This window comes from Mycolicibacterium lutetiense (assembly GCF_017876775.1).
Classification (GTDB): domain Bacteria; phylum Actinomycetota; class Actinomycetes; order Mycobacteriales; family Mycobacteriaceae; genus Mycobacterium; species Mycobacterium lutetiense.
The window spans coordinates 4,107,861-4,126,444 of record NZ_JAGIOP010000002.1 but is presented as its reverse complement, the minus strand read 5'-3'; the positions used below and the strand labels follow the sequence as shown (position 1 = coordinate 4,126,444).

Genomic DNA, 18,584 nt, shown 5'->3' with positions numbered 1-18,584 from the left:
AAACTATTCCGCGGCACTTTCCAAGACCGACTTCAGCTGTTCGGCGTATTCACTCAGTGATTCGGGGGTGAACATTTCGAAGTGGGTGCAGCCCACCGGTAGCACCGTGATCTTCCCGGAAACATAAGGACGCCAACTATGCAAAAGCGACCGGGCTGCCCGACTGTTGCGCAGACGCGCCAACCCCGGCACGAGCCCATCCCCGCCGGTGTCCTCACATCGAGGACGCGCAGCCGAAAACATCACGACATCACCATCAAACGGTTGCGGCTGATGATCGAGCAGCAACAACTGACCCGCACTGACACTGCGCGCCATGAAATCGACCAACTGCCGAGACGGAGGGCTGGCCCCGTGCCGCGCAATGATGTCGGCCACCCGTGAATACGTCAACAGCCCAAAATGCACCGGAACTCGAACCTTGTTGGTCCGCAGGATGTAATCCAGAACCCATCCCTCGGCCATCGCTTTATTCTTCGCAATCTTCCTGGTGATGCGTTTCCAGAACCGGTTCGGATTCAACAAACCATCCAACATCACCAGCCGCTGAACCTCACACCCACGCCGCTGAAGCTCGACAGCCAACGCGTGAGCCACCACACCACCAAACGACCACCCGAGAATCCGATACGGCCCAACCGGATACAGCTCCTGGAGCCGATCGGCATAACTGGCTGCCATGGCCTGAATCGACTGCGCTTCGGGTTCGCCATCGGCTGGAGCTCGATTGATCCCGATGATCGGACCATCGACATATTGACCCAACGCCCGATACGACCAACTCAACCCGAAACCATCATGAACACAACACAACGGCACACCACTTCCCGGTTTGAGCACCTCAACCGGAACCACTTCCCGCGAACTCTCAGCCTTACCCACCTGCGCAGCCAAACCCCGCACCGTCGGCGCATCGAACATCACCCGCACCGCCAACTCAGCACCCAAGCTGGCATTGGCCGCAGCGATCACCCGCATCGCCGACAACGAATCCCCACCCAGATCAAAGAACGAATCCTCGACCCCGACCCGCTCCAGACCGAGAACTTCGGCGTAAACGCCGGCCAAGATCTCCTCAGTCAGCGTTGACGGAGAACAATACTGCCGAGCATCGACGTAATCCGGCACCGGCAGCGCCCGACGATCCAACTTCCCGTTGACCGTCAACGGCAAAGCATCGAGGACCACGACCGCGGCGGGCACCATATAGCTGGGCAACCGCTGCGCTAGGGCAGTCCGAGCTGTCACCGAATCAACAGTGCCTGAGGATGATTCGGTGACATAACCCACAAGGCGCTTGTCACCCGGACGATCCTCACGAGCAATGACTGCCGCCTGACCCACACCCTCCAGACCAGCCAGCACCGCCTGAACCTCACCCAACTCGATGCGATACCCACGGATCTTGACCTGCTCATCAGCCCGACCCAGATAGAGCAACTGACCATCAGATCCCCAGGACACCAGATCCCCAGTGCGATACATCCGCTGCCCCGCGGCAAACGGACACGCCACAAACCGCGATCCGGTCAACCCACCCCGACCCAAATACCCGCACGCCAAACCAGACCCGGCCACATACAACTCACCCACCACCCCCGCAGGCACCGGACGCAACCACGGGTCCAGCACAAAAAACGCCGCCCCCGACACCGGCACACCGATCGGTACCACACCCGACCCGGCAACCAGCGGTGCACTGAACGACGTGTACCACGTCTCCGTCGGACCATAACCGTTGACCATCAACCGATTCGGAGCCCAGCGATCCACCAACTCAACCGGACACGCCTCACCAGCCACCACCAACGCCGCCGACTCCAAACCCTCCGACGACAACGCCGCCGCAGCAGACGGAGTCTGATTCAACACCGTCACCTGCTCAGCAATCAACAACGCATGCAACTCATCCGGCGAACCCGCCACCGCATCAGGCACCACAACCAACCGGCCACCGCTCAACAGCGCACCGAAAATCTCCCACACCGACACATCAAACGAATACGAATGCCACTGCGACCACACCCCCGCCGGCGGCAACCCCAACTCCAACGACGAGAGCAACCCCGCCACATTGCTGTGCGGGACCGCCACCCCCTTCGGCACACCCGTCGTACCCGACGTATAGATCACGTAAGCGATGTCATCCCCCGTCGGCACCGGCAATGCGCTGCTCGATTGCGCCTCGATCCGCCGATCCGCCACATCGACAACAACCACACCCAGACGATCCAACCGCCCCACCAACCCACCGACAGTGACCGCGGCCACCGGTCGGGCATCACTGACCACCACGGCGATCCGTGCGTCTGGGTACGCCGGATCCAACGGCAAGTACGCCGCCCCTGTCTTCAACACCGCCAAGATCGCCACAATCGCGTCAACCGAACGATTCAGCACCAACGCCACACACTCACCGGGGCCGGCACCATGACCGGTAAGGTGGTGCGCCAGCCGATTCGAGGCTTCGTCGAGTTCTCGATACGACATGGACCTGCCGTCGAAGGTCACGGCTGCTGCATCCGGCACCCGAGCCACCTGCTGGGCGAACACCTCCGGAATCGAGCCCGCCATCCTCGCCGGTGCGGTCAGCGCGGCCAGGTTTCCGAGCTCGTCGAGACGGGCATGCTCGTCGGTGTCCAACACACCGATCGACGACAAGCGCTGGGCCGGATCGGCCGTCATCGCCGCCAGAATCCGCTCCAACCGCCCGACGATCACCTCGATCGTGCCGGCGTCGAATACATCAGTGCGGAACTCGACCGAACCACCGATCCCGGCCCAGGCGTCCTCCGCGTCGTACCTTTCTCCGAGAGCAAAAACCAGATCCATACGTGCGGTATGGGTTTCGGCCATCAGTGCCGCAGCCTGCACATCACCCGCCGGCGGCTCGGAACCGGGCGCATTCGCGGGGTTCTGCCAGGCCAACATCACCTGGACCAACGGATGATGGCTCAAACTACGGGTCGGGTTGAGCCGCTCCACCAACACCTCGAACGGCACATCCTGATGCTCATAAGCAGCCAAGCAGCGCTGACGCACCTGCCCCAACAACTCAGCAACCGTCGGATCCTCCGACACATCCATCCGCAACACCAAGGTGTTCACAAAGAACCCGACCAGATCAGCCAACGCCGGATCATTGCGCCCGGCAATCGGGAAACCCACCGCCACATCAGAACTGGCACCCAAACCCGACAACAACACCGCCAACGCAGCCTGCACCACCATGAAACTGGTCGCATTGTGCTCCCGCGCCACCACCGCCACCCGCCGCTGCAACACCGCCGACCAAGCCACCTCCACAACCGCGCCCCGATAATCGGCCACCGCCGGGTAAGGCCGATCCGTCGGCAACTCCAACCGCTCCGGCAACCCCGCCAACGCATCCTCCCAGTACGCCAGTTGCCCGGCGATACGACTCTGGGGATCGGACAGCTCACCGAGATACTCGCGCTGCCACAACGTGTAATCCACATACTGCACCGGCAGAGGGGACCACTCCGGCGCCTGCCCGCCACATCGGGCGGCGTAGGCGGCGGCCACATCACGGGCGAGGGGAGCGAAGGACCAAGCGTCCCCAGCGATGTGGTGCACCACCGCCACCAGCACATGCTCATCCTCAGAAACACGGAAAAGCCTTGCCCAGATCGGGATCTCGTTGTTCAGATCGAAGGGGTGCCGGACAGCTGAGTCGATGGCGTCCGACAGCTCCTCCGCAGGCCAGCCGGCGACATCAACAACCTGCCACCCGATATCAGCCTGGTCGGCAGGAATGACCAGCTGCCCTGGCACACCGTTGACCTCGGGAAAGACCGTGCGCAGACTCTCATGCCGGGCTGCCACATCGGCAAGGGCCAGGCGGAGCGCATAGACGTCCAATCCGGTGACCCGATACATCATCGGCATGTTGTAAATCGGGGAAGGACCGTGTAATTGGTCCAGGAACCACAGCCGCTGCTGAGCATACGACAACGGCACCACTGCGGGCCGAGGCATGGGCGTCAACGGGGTCCGCTCGCCCGAACCCATGGCGATTCGCGGCTCGAGCTGCGCCACAGCCGGCGCGTCGAATACCGCGCGGACTGCCAGATCAGTGTCGAATGCGGTGTTGACGGCATTGATCAGCCGGATGGCTGACAAGGAGTCGCCGCCGAGATCGAAGAACGAGTCGTCGACTCCGACCCGATCCAAACCCAATACTTGAGCGAAGATGCCGACCAGGATCTCCTCGGCCGGGGTGGTCGGGGCACGATAGCTGTCGGCATCGACGTATTCCGGTGCCGGCAGCGCGCGTCTGTCCAACTTGCCGTTGACCGTCAACGGTATTGCGTCGACCACCACCACGGCAGCAGGCACCATGTAAGTCGGAAGGTGCTCAGCCAGGTGGGCTCGGGCCTTACCTGAGTCGACCAGGCCGGGCGCCGTCTCGGTCACGTATCCGACGAGTCGCTTCTCGCCCGGGTGGTCCTCGCGGGCGACGACGACGGCCTGTTCCACGCTGTCCAGATCGGACAGTGCGACCTGGATTTCGCCGAGTTCGATCCGGTAGCCGCGGATCTTGACCTGTTCATCGGCGCGGCCGAGGTACTGCATCTGCCCATCACTGCCCCAGCGCACCAGATCGCCGGTCCGGTACATGCGTGACCCCCCACCGCCGAACGGGCAAGGGACGAAGCGGGATGCGGTCAACCCGGCTCGACCGACATAGCCCACACCGACACCGCGGCCGGCCACATACAACTCCCCTACAACACCCGGAGGCACTTCCCGCAGCCAGCGATCAAGGACGAACAACGCGGCCCCGGGGGCCGGCGACCCGATCGGAACGATGTTCGGCGCCGCTGCTTCAGCTTTCAAGGGCGCACTTATCGCGGCATACACCGTGGCCTCGGTGGGCCCATAAGCGTTGATCAACACCCGCCCCGACGCCCACCGCTGCACCAGCTCCGTCGGACAGGCTTCCCCGGCCACCACCAACGCGGTGGACTCCAAGCCTTCCGGTGAGAGCATCCCCGCCGCCGACGGTGTCTGGCTCAAGACGCTGACCTTCTGGGCCACCAGCAAGTCGTGCAAGTCCTGCGGAGAACGGGCCACCTCCTCGGGCACCACCACCAACCGGCCGCCGTGCAACAGGGCACCGAAGATGTCCCATACCGAAACGTCGAACACCAGCGAATGCCACTGTGACCACACGGTTCCCGGACCAACCAGGGCCGGGTCCACGGCCCCGAGGAACTGCGTCACATTCTGATGAGTGATCGCCACGCCCTTCGGAACACCGGTGGTCCCCGAGGTGTAGATCAGATAGGCGAGGTCATCGGCGGCCGGTCCTCGCAACGCGGTACTGGATTGCGTCGCGATCCGGGTATCGGCGATGTCTATGACTGCCAGGTCGCATCCATCCAGTCGGGTCCGCAACTGCGAGGTCGTGACTGCAGCGACCGGGCCGGCGTCGGCCAGCATGAACTCGACCCGCGCGTCCGGCACCATCGGGTCGATCGGCAGGTACGCGGCCCCCGACTTGAGCACCGCCAGGATCGCGACGATCGCCTCGGCCGAATGGTTGAGCAGCAACGCCACACATTCACCCGATCCAGCCCCATGGCCAACAAGCAGGTGTGCCAAGCGATTCGACGCCTCATCAAGCTCGCGATACGTCCACGAACTCTCACCGCACACCACCGCTACCGCAGCTGGGTCCCGCGTCACCTGTTCGGCGAACGCTGCGGGAATCGACGTCGCGGCCACCGACTCGGACAGCACGAGCCGGTTGCCCCATCCGTCGAGTTGGGCGTGGTCATCTGCCTCCAGCACGTTTATGGACGACAACGTCGCTGATGGATCGGCGGTCAGACCTTCGATCACGTGGGTCAGTCGCTCGATAAAGGTCTGGATGGAGGCGGCATCGAACACATCGGTGCGGAACTCCACAGCCCCAGTGATGCCGGCGGGCTCACCGGCGCTCCAGCGTTCTGCCAACGAGATCGTCAGATCCATGCGGGCGGCCTGAGTGTCCGCTTCCAGCGGTGTGGCCTGCATGCCACCCAAATTCGGTGAGGCCGTTTGGTCATCGTCCTGCGTGGTCAGGTTCTGCCACGCCATCATCACCTGGACCAGCGGGTGGTGGGTCAAACTGCGGGCAGGGTTGAGCCGGTCGACAACCATCTCGAAAGGCACATCCTGGTGCTCGTAGGCAGCCAAACTGCGTCGCCGCACCTGGGCCAACAGGTCAGCAACGGTGGGGTCACCGTCGAGCTCGACCCGTAGCACCAGTGTGTTGATGAAAACCCCGACCAACTCATCCAATGCTGGATCACTACGCCCGGCGATCGGGAACCCCACCGCAACATCCGAATTCCCGCTGAGGTTCGACAACAACACGGCCAGGGCAGCCTGTACCACCATGAAGCTGGTCGCATTGTGCTCAGTCGCTGCGCGGGCGATCTGCTGCTGCAACTCGACCGGCCATTCCATCGTGAGACTGGCCCCGCGGTAGTCGGCCACCGCCGGATATGGCCGGTCAGTGGGCAGCTCCAGACGCTCCGGCAGCCCGGCCAGCACCTGCTCCCAGTACGACAATTGTCCGGCAATTCGACTGTCAGGGTCGGTCAGATCACCCAGATACGACCGCTGCCACAACGTGTAGTCCGCATATTGCACCGGCAACGGCGCCCAGCCGGGGACCTGCCCCGCGCACCGGCTCGCGTAGGCCACCCCGATATCACGCACCAGCGGACCGATCGACCAGCCATCGCCGGCGATGTGATGGACTACCGCAACCAGGACATGTTCACCCTCGCCCATTCGGAAAAGGCTTGCCCTCAACGGAATCTCAGCTGACAGATCGAAGTTGTATTCGACGGTCGCGCGAATCGCGTCGTGTAGTCGATCCACGGACCAGTCCACGGCGTCAACGACCTGCCACCCCAGATCGGCCTGTTCCGCCGGCACCACAACCTGTCGAGGCACACCGTCGAGCGCCGCGAACACCGTACGCAGAGACTCGTGGCGCTCCACCACGTCGGCCAGTGCCTGCCCTAGGGCGTCGACATCCAGCCCGCCGGTGATCCGGTACGCGGTCGGCATGTTGTAGATCGGTGATGGTCCCTCGAGCTGGTCGAGGAACCACAACCGCTGCTGGGCATACGACAGCGGGAGGTCATCCGGGCGTTGTTGGACCACCAACGGCTCGCGCCGACCCGAACTCTCGCCCACACGCGCCGCAAGCTCTGCCACCCTGGGTGCCTCAAACACGGCGCGAACCGCAAGATCAGTGTCCAGACTGGCGTTGACCGCATTGATCAACCGCATCGCCGAGAGGGAGTCGCCGCCCAAGTCGAAGAACGAGTCATCCACCCCGACGCGTTCCAGACCGAGAACCTGGGCATAGACACCGGCCAGCAGCTCCTCGACCGGAGTGGCCGCGGCACGGTACTCCTGACCGTTGACGTAGTCAGGGGCCGGCAAAGCGCGTTTATCGAGTTTGCCGTTCACCGTCAACGGCAAGCTGTCCAGAACCACGATCGCGGCGGGAACCATGTAGCCGGGCAACCGGTCCGACAACGCGGCGCGAACCGCGATCGGATCCGCGCTGCCGGTGATATAGCCGACCAGGCGCTTGTCGCCGGGGCGATCCTCTCGCGCTATGACCTCGGCTTGTCTGACTCCGTCCAAATCTGCCAGGGCTGATTGAATTTCGCCTAGTTCGATGCGGTACCCACGAATCTTGACCTGCTCATCAGCACGCCCCAAATACCGCAACTGCCCATCGATACCCCACGCCGCCAGATCACCGGTCCGATACATCCGCGCCCCGGCCCCACCAAACGGACACGCCACAAACCTCGTCGCACACAGGCCCCCACGCCGCCAGTAACCAAATCCCAACCCGGCGCCGACCACATACAGCTCGCCCACCACACCCACCGGCACCGGCTGCAACGACGAATCCAGCACGAAGAACCCGAGATGGTCCAATGGCACACCGATCGGACTGGCGCTGCCCCCGGCATCACTGGCCACGATCTCCCGGAACGAGGCGTGCACCGTCGTCTCGGTGATGCCATACATGTTGATCAACCGAGTCGAACCCGAATGTCCCTCGAACCATGGTCGAAGGCGCTGTGGTTCAAGCGCTTCCCCACCGAAGACCACCGTCTCCAACTTCAACTGACGGCCCAACTCAGGCTGCAGCGCGTCCACCGACTGCAAGGCGTAGAACGCCGACGGCGTCTGACTCAACACAGTCACCTGCTCGGCAACCAGCAAGCCCAACAACTCTTCCGGAGATCGTGTCACCGACTCCGATACCACTACCAGCCGGCCTCCGAACAGCAAAGCCCCCCAGATCTCCCACACCGAATAGTCAAACGCCAACGAATGACACTGAGTCCAAACCTGACCCGCCAGACCCAACTCCACATCCAACGTCTCCAACAACCGGACCACATTCCGATGACTGATCGCCACGCCCTTGGGAACACCCGTCGTCCCGGAGGTGTAAATCAAATACGCCACATCATCGGAATCGGGCCCCCGCAGCGCGGTACTGGGTTCGGCATCGATCGCGGCATCGGCAACGTCTACGAGGGTCAGGTCGATCCCTTCCAGACGTGTCCGCAATTCACGGGTGGTCACCGCGACAATCGGAGCCGCATCGCCGAGCATGAACTGGATCCGCGCATCAGGATGCATAGGATCGACCGGCACATACGACGCCCCCGACTTCAACGCCCCCAGAATCGCGACGATCGCCTCAACCGACCGGGGCACCAACACCGCCACACATTCACCCGGGCCGGCGCCGAAGCCAACTAGGCAGTGCGCCAAGCGGTTCGATGCCTCATCGAGCTCCCGATAAGTCATCGAATGACCATCGAAACTCACCGCCACGGCCTCTGGCGCACGAGCCGCCTGAGCAGCGAACAACCCCGGAATCGACATGACAGGGAGCGGGGACTCAGCCAATGCCGCCCGGTTGCCGACATCGTCGAGGCGAGCATGCTCGACAACATCCAGCACATCGACCGACGACAGCCGCCGGGCCGGATCATCGATCAGTGCCTCTGCGACGCGCGCCAACCGTCCGATCATGGCTTCGACACTGGCCGCGTCGAATACGTCGGTGCGGAACTCGACCGTGCCGCCGATCCCCGCCGGCTCACCGGCGTCGTTCCACCGTTCAGCCAACGAGAACGTGAGATCCATCCGGGCCACGTGGGTGTCGACCGGCAGCGGACTGACCTGCGCCTCACCCAGAGTCGATTCGGTCGCAGTGTCGGCGGTGAAGTTCTGCCAGGCCAACGCCACCTGGACCAGCGGGTGATGAGCCAGCGACCGGGTCGGCTTGAGCCGATCCACGAGCACTTCGAACGGCACATCCTGGTGCTCGAGCGTGGCCAGGCTACGCTGGCGCACCTGGGCCAGCAGCTCAGCAACAGTGGGGTCGCCGGCCAGATCCACTCGCAGCACCAACGTGTTGACGAAGAACCCCACCAACTGATCCAGTGCGGCATCACTCCGGCCCGCGATCGGGACCCCGACCGCCACATCAGAGCTCGCACCGAGCTTCGACAACAGCATCGTCAGCGCGGCCTGAACCACCATGTACGTCGTTGCGTTGTGTTCCCGTGCAACTTCGCGTATCCGCTTGTGCAGTTCGGCCGGCAATGAGACCGGCATGCTGGCACCGCGGTGGTCGGCCACCGCAGGATAGGGACGGTCGGTAGGTAGCTCCAGGCGTTCTGGCAGCCCGGCCAATGCCTGCTCCCAATACGCCACCTGCCCGGAGATTCGACTGTCGGTATCGCCCAGGTCGCCCAGGTGCTCACGCTGCCAAAGGGTGTAATCCACATACTGCACAGGCAACGGCGTCCAACCCGGCGCTCGTCCCGCCGACCGGCCGGCATATGCCAACTGCAGGTCCGTGATCAATGGGGCTACCGACCAGCCGTCGGCAGCGATGTGGTGCACCACGGCCACCAGGACATGCTCATCCTCGTTCAGCCGTAAAAGCGCTGCCCGCAAGGGTATTTCGCTGCCCAGATCAAAGGCATGGCCGGCCATCTCTCCGATGGCCTCACGCAATTCAGTCGTCGACCACTCACCGGCGTCGACCACTCGCCAACCGCAATCGGCTTCGCCGGCAGGCACCACCACCTGCTCTGGGACGCCCTCGATCGACCGGAACACCGTACGCAAAGACTCGTGACGCTCCACCACATCGGCCAGCGCAGCACCGAGCGCGTCCGCATTCAGCGACCCTCTGACCCGTAATGCCACCGCCATGTTGTAGATCGGCGAAAGGCCCTCCAACTGATCCAGGAACCACAGCCGCTGCTGAGCGTATGACAACGGAATGACTGTCGGCCGCTGTTGGGCCACCAACGGCTCATGCCGTCCCGAACTTTCACCGGCACGCGCCGCCAACTGGGCCACCGTCGGCGTCTCGAACACCGCCCGCACCGCAAAATCAGCACCCAGAGTGGCATTGACCGCATTGATCAAGCGAGTCGCCGACAACGAGTCCCCACCCAGGTCGAAGAACGAGTCATCAACCCCAACCCGCCCCAAACTCAGCACTTGGGCATAGATGCCCGCCAGCACCTCTTCGAGAGGAGTGGCCGGAGCACGGTACCCCTGACCGTTGACATAGTCGGGCGCCGGCAACGCTCGGCGGTCGAGCTTGCCGTTCACCGTCAATGGCAAGGTGGCCAGCACGACCACTGCGGTGGGCACCATGTAGCCGGGCAACCGCTCCGACAATGCCGCACGAACCGCGACCGGATCCGCAGTGCCGGTGATGTAACCGACGAGGCGCTTGTCCCCAGGGTGATCTTCCCGGACGATCACCGCCGCCTGGCCTACCCCATCGGCTTCGGCCAAAGCTGTTTGAATCTCACCCAATTCGATCCGGTACCCGCGGATCTTGACTTGCTCATCGACCCGGCCCGCATAGCGCAACTGCCCGTCGCCGCCCCAGGACGCCAGATCGCCGGTCCGATACATCCGTGCCCCGGCCCCACCGAACGGGCATGCCACAAACCGCGAAGCACTCAATCCACCCCGTCGCCAGTAACCGCACCCCAAACCGGTGCCCACCACGTACAACTCACCCACCACACCAACCGGCACCGGCCGCAACGACGGGTCCAGCACAAAAAAGCCGAGATGAGCCAAGGGCACACCAATCGGGCTGACGCTGCCCTCGGCATCGACGCCAACAATCTCACGGAACGACGCATGCACCGTCGTCTCGGTGATCCCATACATATTGATCAACCTCGGCGAACCTGGGTGATGATCCAGCCAGGCGCGAAGACGCTGCGGCTCAAGCGCTTCCCCGCCGAAGATCACCGTCTCCAACTTCAGCTGGCCACCCGGCCCCGGTCGCAGCGCATCGACGGCTTGCAACGCATAAAATGCCGACGGCGTCTGACTGAACATGGTGACCTGCTCGGCAGCCAGCAAGGCATGAAGAACCTCCGGGGCGCGCGTCACCGCCTCTGGCACGACCACCAGCCGGCCTCCGAACAACAGCGCCCCCCAGATCTCCCAGACCGAATAGTCAAACGCCAACGAATGACACTGAGTCCAAACCTGACCCGCCAGTCCCAGCTCCGCATCCAGCGTCTCGAGCAGCCGGACCACGTTGCGATGGGTGATCGCCACGCCCTTGGGAACACCCGTCGTCCCGGACGTGTAGATCAAATACGCAATGTCCGCAGCCGTCGGCGACGGCAATGCTTCACTTTGCCCGCTGCGATGACGCACCTCTTCGAAATCGATAACTTCCAGATCGCATCCGGCCAATCGGCCCATCAACTCCGTGGTCGTCACTGCCACTGCCGGTTCGGCATCTGCGAGCATGAACTGAATCCGTGCATCAGGATGCATAGGATCGATCGGCAGATACGCCGCCCCCGACTTCAACACCGCGACAATGGAAACGATCGCCTCAATGGAGCGAGGAAAGAGCAATGCCACCCGTTCGCCAGGGCCTACACCCAGACTGACCAACCTGTGAGCCAAGCGATCCGATGCCGCGTCCAGCTCCGCGTATGTAATGGAGCGGCCGTTGAACGTGACCGCCGGCGCATCGGATGCACGAGCCACCTGAGCGGCGAACAGCCCCGTGATCGACGCCGACGCCGCCACCGGTTCGATCAACGCGGACCTATTGCCCCACTCGAACAGCTCAGCGTGCTCATCCTCGTCCAAGAAATCCATCGACGACAACCGTCGGCTCAGGTCGGCAGTCACGATGCCGCCTCCACCTCAGCCGTCATCGCCATCAAGACTTTCCGCAACCGATGGATCAAGCGCACAACAGTGGCCTCGTCATAAACGTCGGTGCGAAACTCCACAGTCCCTCCAATCCCGGCCGGCTCGCCGGTCTCAGTCCAGCGATCACCCAGCGCAAAGGTCAGATCAGTCCGCGCGGTGTGGGTCTGCGCGGGCAACGGGCTCACCCGGACGTCTCCCAGCGCCAGACCGCCTGCGGTGTCTGCGCTGTGCTGCCAGGCCAGGTTCTGCCAGGACAACATGACCTGCACCAACGGGTGATGGGTCAAGCTGCGGGCCGGGTTGAGCCGGTCCACCACAAGCTCGAACGGCACATCCTGGTGCTCGAAGGCTGCCAGACCGCGCTGTCGTACCTGCTCTAGCAGCTCACCAATGGTCGGATCTCCGGCGAAGTCGACCCGCAGCACCAGGGTGTTGACGAAGAATCCCACCAGGTTGTCCAGCGCGGGATCATTACGCCCAGCGATCGAGATACCCACGGCAACATCTGAAGTCGCACCGAGCTTCGACAGCAACAGCGCCAACCCGGCTTGCACCACCATGAAACTGGTCGCGTTCTGCTGACGAGCAAGCCGGGCGACGCGCTGCTGCAACTCGGCCGGCCAATCCACCAACAGGCTGGCGCCCTGGTAGTCGGCCACCGGCGGGTACGGCCGATCCGTCGGCAACTCCAACCGCTCCGGCAGCCCGGCCAACGCGTTCTCCCAATACGCCAGTTGCCCGGAGATACGGCTGTCACGGTCGGCGAGATCACCCAGATACGAACGCTGCCAAAGCGTGTAGTCGGCATACTGCACGGGCAACGGTGACCAATCAGGCTCTTCGCCCTCGCTCCGCCTGGCGTAAGCAGCGCCGAGGTCCGCCACCAACGGGGTCACTGACCAGCCATCAGCAGCAATGTGGTGTGCCACTGCCACCAGGACATACTCGTTCTCTGCCACGCGGAAAAGCGTTGCTCTCAACGGCAATTCACTCGACAGATCAAAGGAATGACGTGCTACCGCGCCGGCCGCCTCGGCCAGTCGGTCGCCTGCCCAACCAGCTGCATCCACCACCTGCCAGCACAGGCGGGCGTTTTCGGCCGGCACCACGAATTGCTGGGGCGCTTCACCGGCGAGGGTGAACAGTGTGCGCAGGCTCTCGTGGCGACCCACCACATCGAACAGCGCCTGCCCGAGCGCCATGGGGTCGAGATCCCCGCTCAGACGCAATCCGACGGCCAGGTTGTAAACCGGTGAGGGGCCGTTCAGTTGGTCGAAGAACCACAACCGCTGTTGGGCGTACGACAACGGGATGGTCTGCGGGCGTGGCATCACCTGCAGTGGCGGACGTGCCGCGTCCGCCTGCTGGCGGTCCAGGCAGCCGGCCAGCCGTCCGACGGTGGGCGCGTCGAACAGATAGCGGACGGGCACGTCCTTGCCGAGGGCGGACTGAAGGCGGGCGCTCACCCGGATGGCGATCAACGAATCTCCGCCCAGAGCAAAGAAATCGTCGTCGAGCCCGACCTGATCGAGGCCGAGCACCTCGGCGAACACATCGGCGACGGTCTTCTCCGTCGGCGTCTGAGGTGAGCGGAAGGTCGCGGCTGTGAACACCGGCTTGGGAAGGGCCTTACGGTCGGTCTTGCCAGAGGAAGTCAATGGGAACTCGTCGAGCACCACGATCTGACTCGGCACCATGTATTCGGGCAAACGGGCAGCCAACCACTGACGCACCTTGCTCACCTTGCCGTTGGTATCAGGATCATTGGCGTAGGCGCTGCGCCTGTGCGAACCAGCCGAGTGCAGATAGAGATCGGTCAGTACCGGAATCTCCCCGTCCTCGGCCCCGGCAACGAACACCGCGTCGACAGTGCCGGGTTGAGGCCCCCACGTGACCGCGACCTGGTATCCGGCGGCCTCACCGAGCCGGTACAACAGTTCGGGCGTGACAGTGTTCGCGGGATTGGCGGCAACGTCTGCCTCTGCCAACGCATCCGCGACCGAATGTCCGTCGGCAAGGGCCTGCTCGATGATCACGTCGGCGAACACACCCGCACGTGGTATCGCGGCGACTCGCACGGTCGGCGGCCGCTGAGCCGTCAACTCCGCGTGCAGTCCGCTCAGGCCTGCGCAATCGGCCCAATCCCAGTTGGGCGCGTCTTCGAGCGAAACGACCCCGTCCGCTGACCTGTGGATGATGACGTCGTAGCGGTAACGGGTCAGCTCATTGTCGGCTTCACCGCGCTTGACCTGGATGCCTATCCCGCCCACCGCTGGATGTTCAGCTGCCCAAGTCGTGAAGAACTCAGGGGCCAGCAGCAACTCCGGCTCACCGAGAACTGCACGTTGAACGCGCTGACGGAGGTCGTCCGTGTCGGTATCGGAACCGCTGCGCGCCAGCGCGATACCGGTCTGGAAGGCGCCCTGCAGGCTGTAATTGCGCACATCGCCGACGAACAGTGTTCCGCCCGGGGCCAACAGGCCCATGGCGTTGTCGATCACCTCGGTGAGGTACGCGGCATTGGGGAAGTACTGGATGACCGAGTTGACGATGATCGTGTCGAAGTATCCGTCCGGCAGCCCGTCAGCCACATCCGCAGGCTGCACCTGCAGCCGGACCCTGTCCCCCCACGGTTGTCCGGCCACCGCTGACTCGAGCGTCCGTATGGTCGGCGCGGAAAAGTCTGTGCCCCAGTACTCCACGCACTTCGGAGCGATCTGTGAAAGTACAAGACCCGAACCGACGCCGAGCTCGAGCACCCGCTGGGGCCGCAGTGCCAGAATCCGGTCCACCGCCAGAGAGCGCCATTCCTCCATCTCATCCAGCGGTATCGGATCACTGGTGTAACTGCTGTTCCAGCCACGGAAATCGCTCCCGAACTCCGCCACGTCGAGGTCGGCGTCATAGAGTTCGTCGTAGACGTGCTGCCACTGATCGACGACTTCCGCATCATGATCAGCACTGCTGGCACGCTCCAATGCGACATACGCGACCAGGTGGTCGGCGGCATCGTTGTGGTACACCGCGGCGGCAGCGCGATTGACTTGCGGGGAGGCCAGCAAGGTGTTCTCGATCTCGCCCAGTTCCAGGCGCTGCCCACGCAGTTTGACCTGGGCGTCCGCACGTCCCAGGTATTCCAGGCTGCCCGTCGGGGTCCAGCGCACCAGATCGCCGGTGCGATAGAGACGCGTCCCCGGAACCCCAAAGGGATTGGCCACGAAGCGATCCGCCGTCAGATCAGGTCGTCCCACATAGCCACGTGCCAGCACCGGGCCGGCCAGGTACAGCTCACCCACGACTCCGACCGGAGCCGGATTCAGCCGGGCATCCAACACCAACGCACACGTACCCGGGACCGGGGCACCGATCCGCACGGGCTGTCCGGCCGACAACGCACTCCAAGTGGCCCAGATGGTCACCTCGGTCGGTCCGTAAGCATTGAACATCCGCCGCCCCGGTGCCCACGCCGCCACCAACTCGGCCGGGCACGCCTCACCACCTGTGACCAACGTCTTCAGTCCGGACAGACGGCTACGGTCCAGAGTGGCCACCACGGTCGGAGTGATCAGCGCCGCCTCAACCTGCTGGTCCTCGATCACCGCCGTCAGTGCGTCACCCGCGTAGGAATCCGGCGGGGCCACCACCAGCGCGGCCCCCGAAGCCACTGCCCACAGCCATTCGAATACCGAGGCATCGAACGTCGGCGCGGCCACCATCAGCACCCGTGCGCGCGCAGCCACCCCGAACAACTCACGATGAGCCGCAGCCACTCCTAGAACACCGGCATGACTGATCGCCACACCCTTCGGCGTACCCGTGGAACCTGAAGTGAAGATTGCGTACGCAGCATCGTCAGTGGTCAACGGCGCCAACCGATCAGCGTCGGTGACGGGCTCTGCGGAGCTACTCGAAAGATCCAGTGCCTCAATGTCCATTACCGGGCGCGTTCCGGTTCCGGCTACAGGGTCACCACTACGAGTCAGTACACACACCGCTTCGACGGTTTCCAGTACCGTGGCGATCCGCTCGGCCGGGTGGCCCGGATCAACCGGCACGTACACCCCACCTGCCTTGAGCACCGCCCACCAGGCGATCACCAGCTCCGCGCAGCGACCCATCGCCACCCCGACCGCACGCTCGGGGCCAACCCCCGCTTCGATCAATACCCGTGCCAGCTGGTTGGAGACCTCATCCAGCTCCCGGTAGGTGAACTCCCGCAGGTGATCCACCACTGCCAGGGCCTCCGGATCCGCAGCCACCGCCGTCGCCAACAACTCCGGAGCCAGGCCCACCTGCGCATCGATCCCGGCACCAGACCACTTGTGCAGCAACAGTTTGCGTTCAGGACCATCAAGCAAACCGACCTCGCCCACCACGACCGACGAGTCAGCCACCACGGCTCCGACCACCTTGCCGAACCAGCCCACCAGACGCTCGATCGTGGAGCGATCGAACAAGTCCGTGGCGTATGTCAGCACGCCGGTGGCCATCGGGGCACCCGAACGTTCGTCGGGGACCTCCCTGATGTCCACATCGAGATCGAACTTGGCGGTGCGGGTGACCATCGACATCGGCTCGATGCCGGCACCCTCCAAGGCAACCTCGGGACGCACGTTGTTCTGGAAGACGAGCGCGACCTGGAACAGCGGATGGTGCGATGTGGACCGTGTCGGGTTGAGTTGCTCCACCAGCAACTCGAACGGCACGTCCTGATTTGTGTAGCCGTCCAGCGCCTTCTGACGCACCTGATCCAGCACGTCGCTGAACCGCTGCTGCGAGTTCAACCCGACCCGTAGCACCCAGGTGTTGACGAAGAACCCGACCAGCTCCTGCAGGGCCTGATCGTTGCGCCCGGCGATCGGCGTCCCCAGTGCGATGTCCTCACCGACACCGGCCCGGTGCAGCACGACGGACATGACGGCCTGCAAGACCATTGATGTGGTGACATTATGTTCTGCGGCAACCGCTTTGACACCTGACCAAGACTCGGGATCGATACGCAGATCGACCGCGTCGCCGCGATAGCTGGGCGCGGGCGGGCGCGGCCGATCAGTGGGAAGCGATACCACCTCGGGCAGACCCGCCAGCTCTTTGCGCCAATAGGACAACTGCTCGGCGATCCGGCTGCCTGGATCATCCAGGTCTCCCAGATGTTCACGCTGCCACAGCGTGTAATCGCCATACTGCACCGGCAGCGGTGACCAATCGGGCAGCTGCCCGGTGCAGCGGGCTGCATAGGCGACCCCGACATCCTTGACCATGGGCGCCATTGACCAGCCGTCGAAAGCGATGTGGTGCAAGACGATTCCGAGGACATACTGTTCGGGTCCCACGGCATAAATTTGGGCCCGGATCGGAATCTCGGTCGCCAGATCGAACCGGTATCCTGCCAAGGCGACCAACTCGCCCATGACAGCGTCTTCTTGGTCCGCGGCGACCTGCACCAGGGCCGGTCCTCCGCGCCGCCACAGCCCCGGCTGCACGGGCAGAACCTTCTGCGAGGGCACCCCGTCGATGTCGGGGAACACCGTGCGCAGCGATTCGTGACGGGTGATCACATCATCAAGGGCCGCATCGAGTGCATCCAGATCCAGCGCACCGTTGATCCGGAACCCGATCGGCATGTTGTAGGTCGCGACCCCGTCCTCGAACCGATTGAGGAACCACAGCCGCTGTTGTGCATAAGACAACGGGATTACGTCCCCGCGCCGCTGCGGGACCAGCGGCCGGCGTCCACTCGAGGCTGAACCGAGGCGCGACGCCAGTTGAGCGATCGTCGGTGCGTCGAACAAGGTGCGCACTGCGAGGTCCACGTCGAGGTGGCTGTTCACCGCGGCGAGTAATCGCATTGCCGACAGGGAATCCCCGCCGAGGTCGAAGAAGGAGTCGTCGATACCGACGCGTTCCAGGCCCAGGACTTGGGCGTAGATACCGGCCAGGATTTCCTCGGTAGCCGTGCTCGGAGCCCGGTAACGGTCAGTGTCGGTGTATTCGGGTGCGGGCAGAGCGCGTTTGTCGAGCTTGCCGTTGACCGTCAACGGCACTGCGTCGAGGACGACCACTGCGGCGGGCACCATGTAGGCAGGCAACCGCTCGGAAAGGGCCGCACGTGCTTCGGCCGGGTCCGCGGCGCCGGTGAAGTAACCGACCAGGCGCTTGTCCCCCGGCTGGTCCTCACGGACAATCACCACCGCCTGCTGCACACCCTCCACATCAGCCAGCGCGCTTTGGATTTCCCCGAGTTCGATGCGGTAACCACGAATCTTGACCTGCTGATCGGCACGTCCGGAATAGCG

The 18,584-nt window shown here is 63.8% G+C and carries 2 protein-coding genes (1 of these 2 only partly in view); both read right to left on the bottom strand.

Annotation, left to right across the window (positions count from 1 at the left end; translation table 11 throughout):
• Positions 1-3: 3 nt before the first annotated feature.
• Complete coding sequence (locus JOF57_RS31470; protein WP_407666620.1) at positions 4-12,264, bottom strand: non-ribosomal peptide synthetase; 12,261 nt, start codon at positions 12,262-12,264, stop codon at positions 4-6.
• Positions 12,261-18,584: the end of a non-ribosomal peptide synthetase gene (locus JOF57_RS31465; protein WP_407666619.1), read on the bottom strand. 13,257 nt of this gene lie beyond the right edge of the window; 6,324 of the gene's 19,581 nt are visible here — the last part of the coding sequence; its start codon lies off the right edge, out of view; it ends in the stop codon at positions 12,261-12,263. Before JOF57_RS31465 ends, JOF57_RS31470 begins: the two co-directional genes overlap by 4 nt.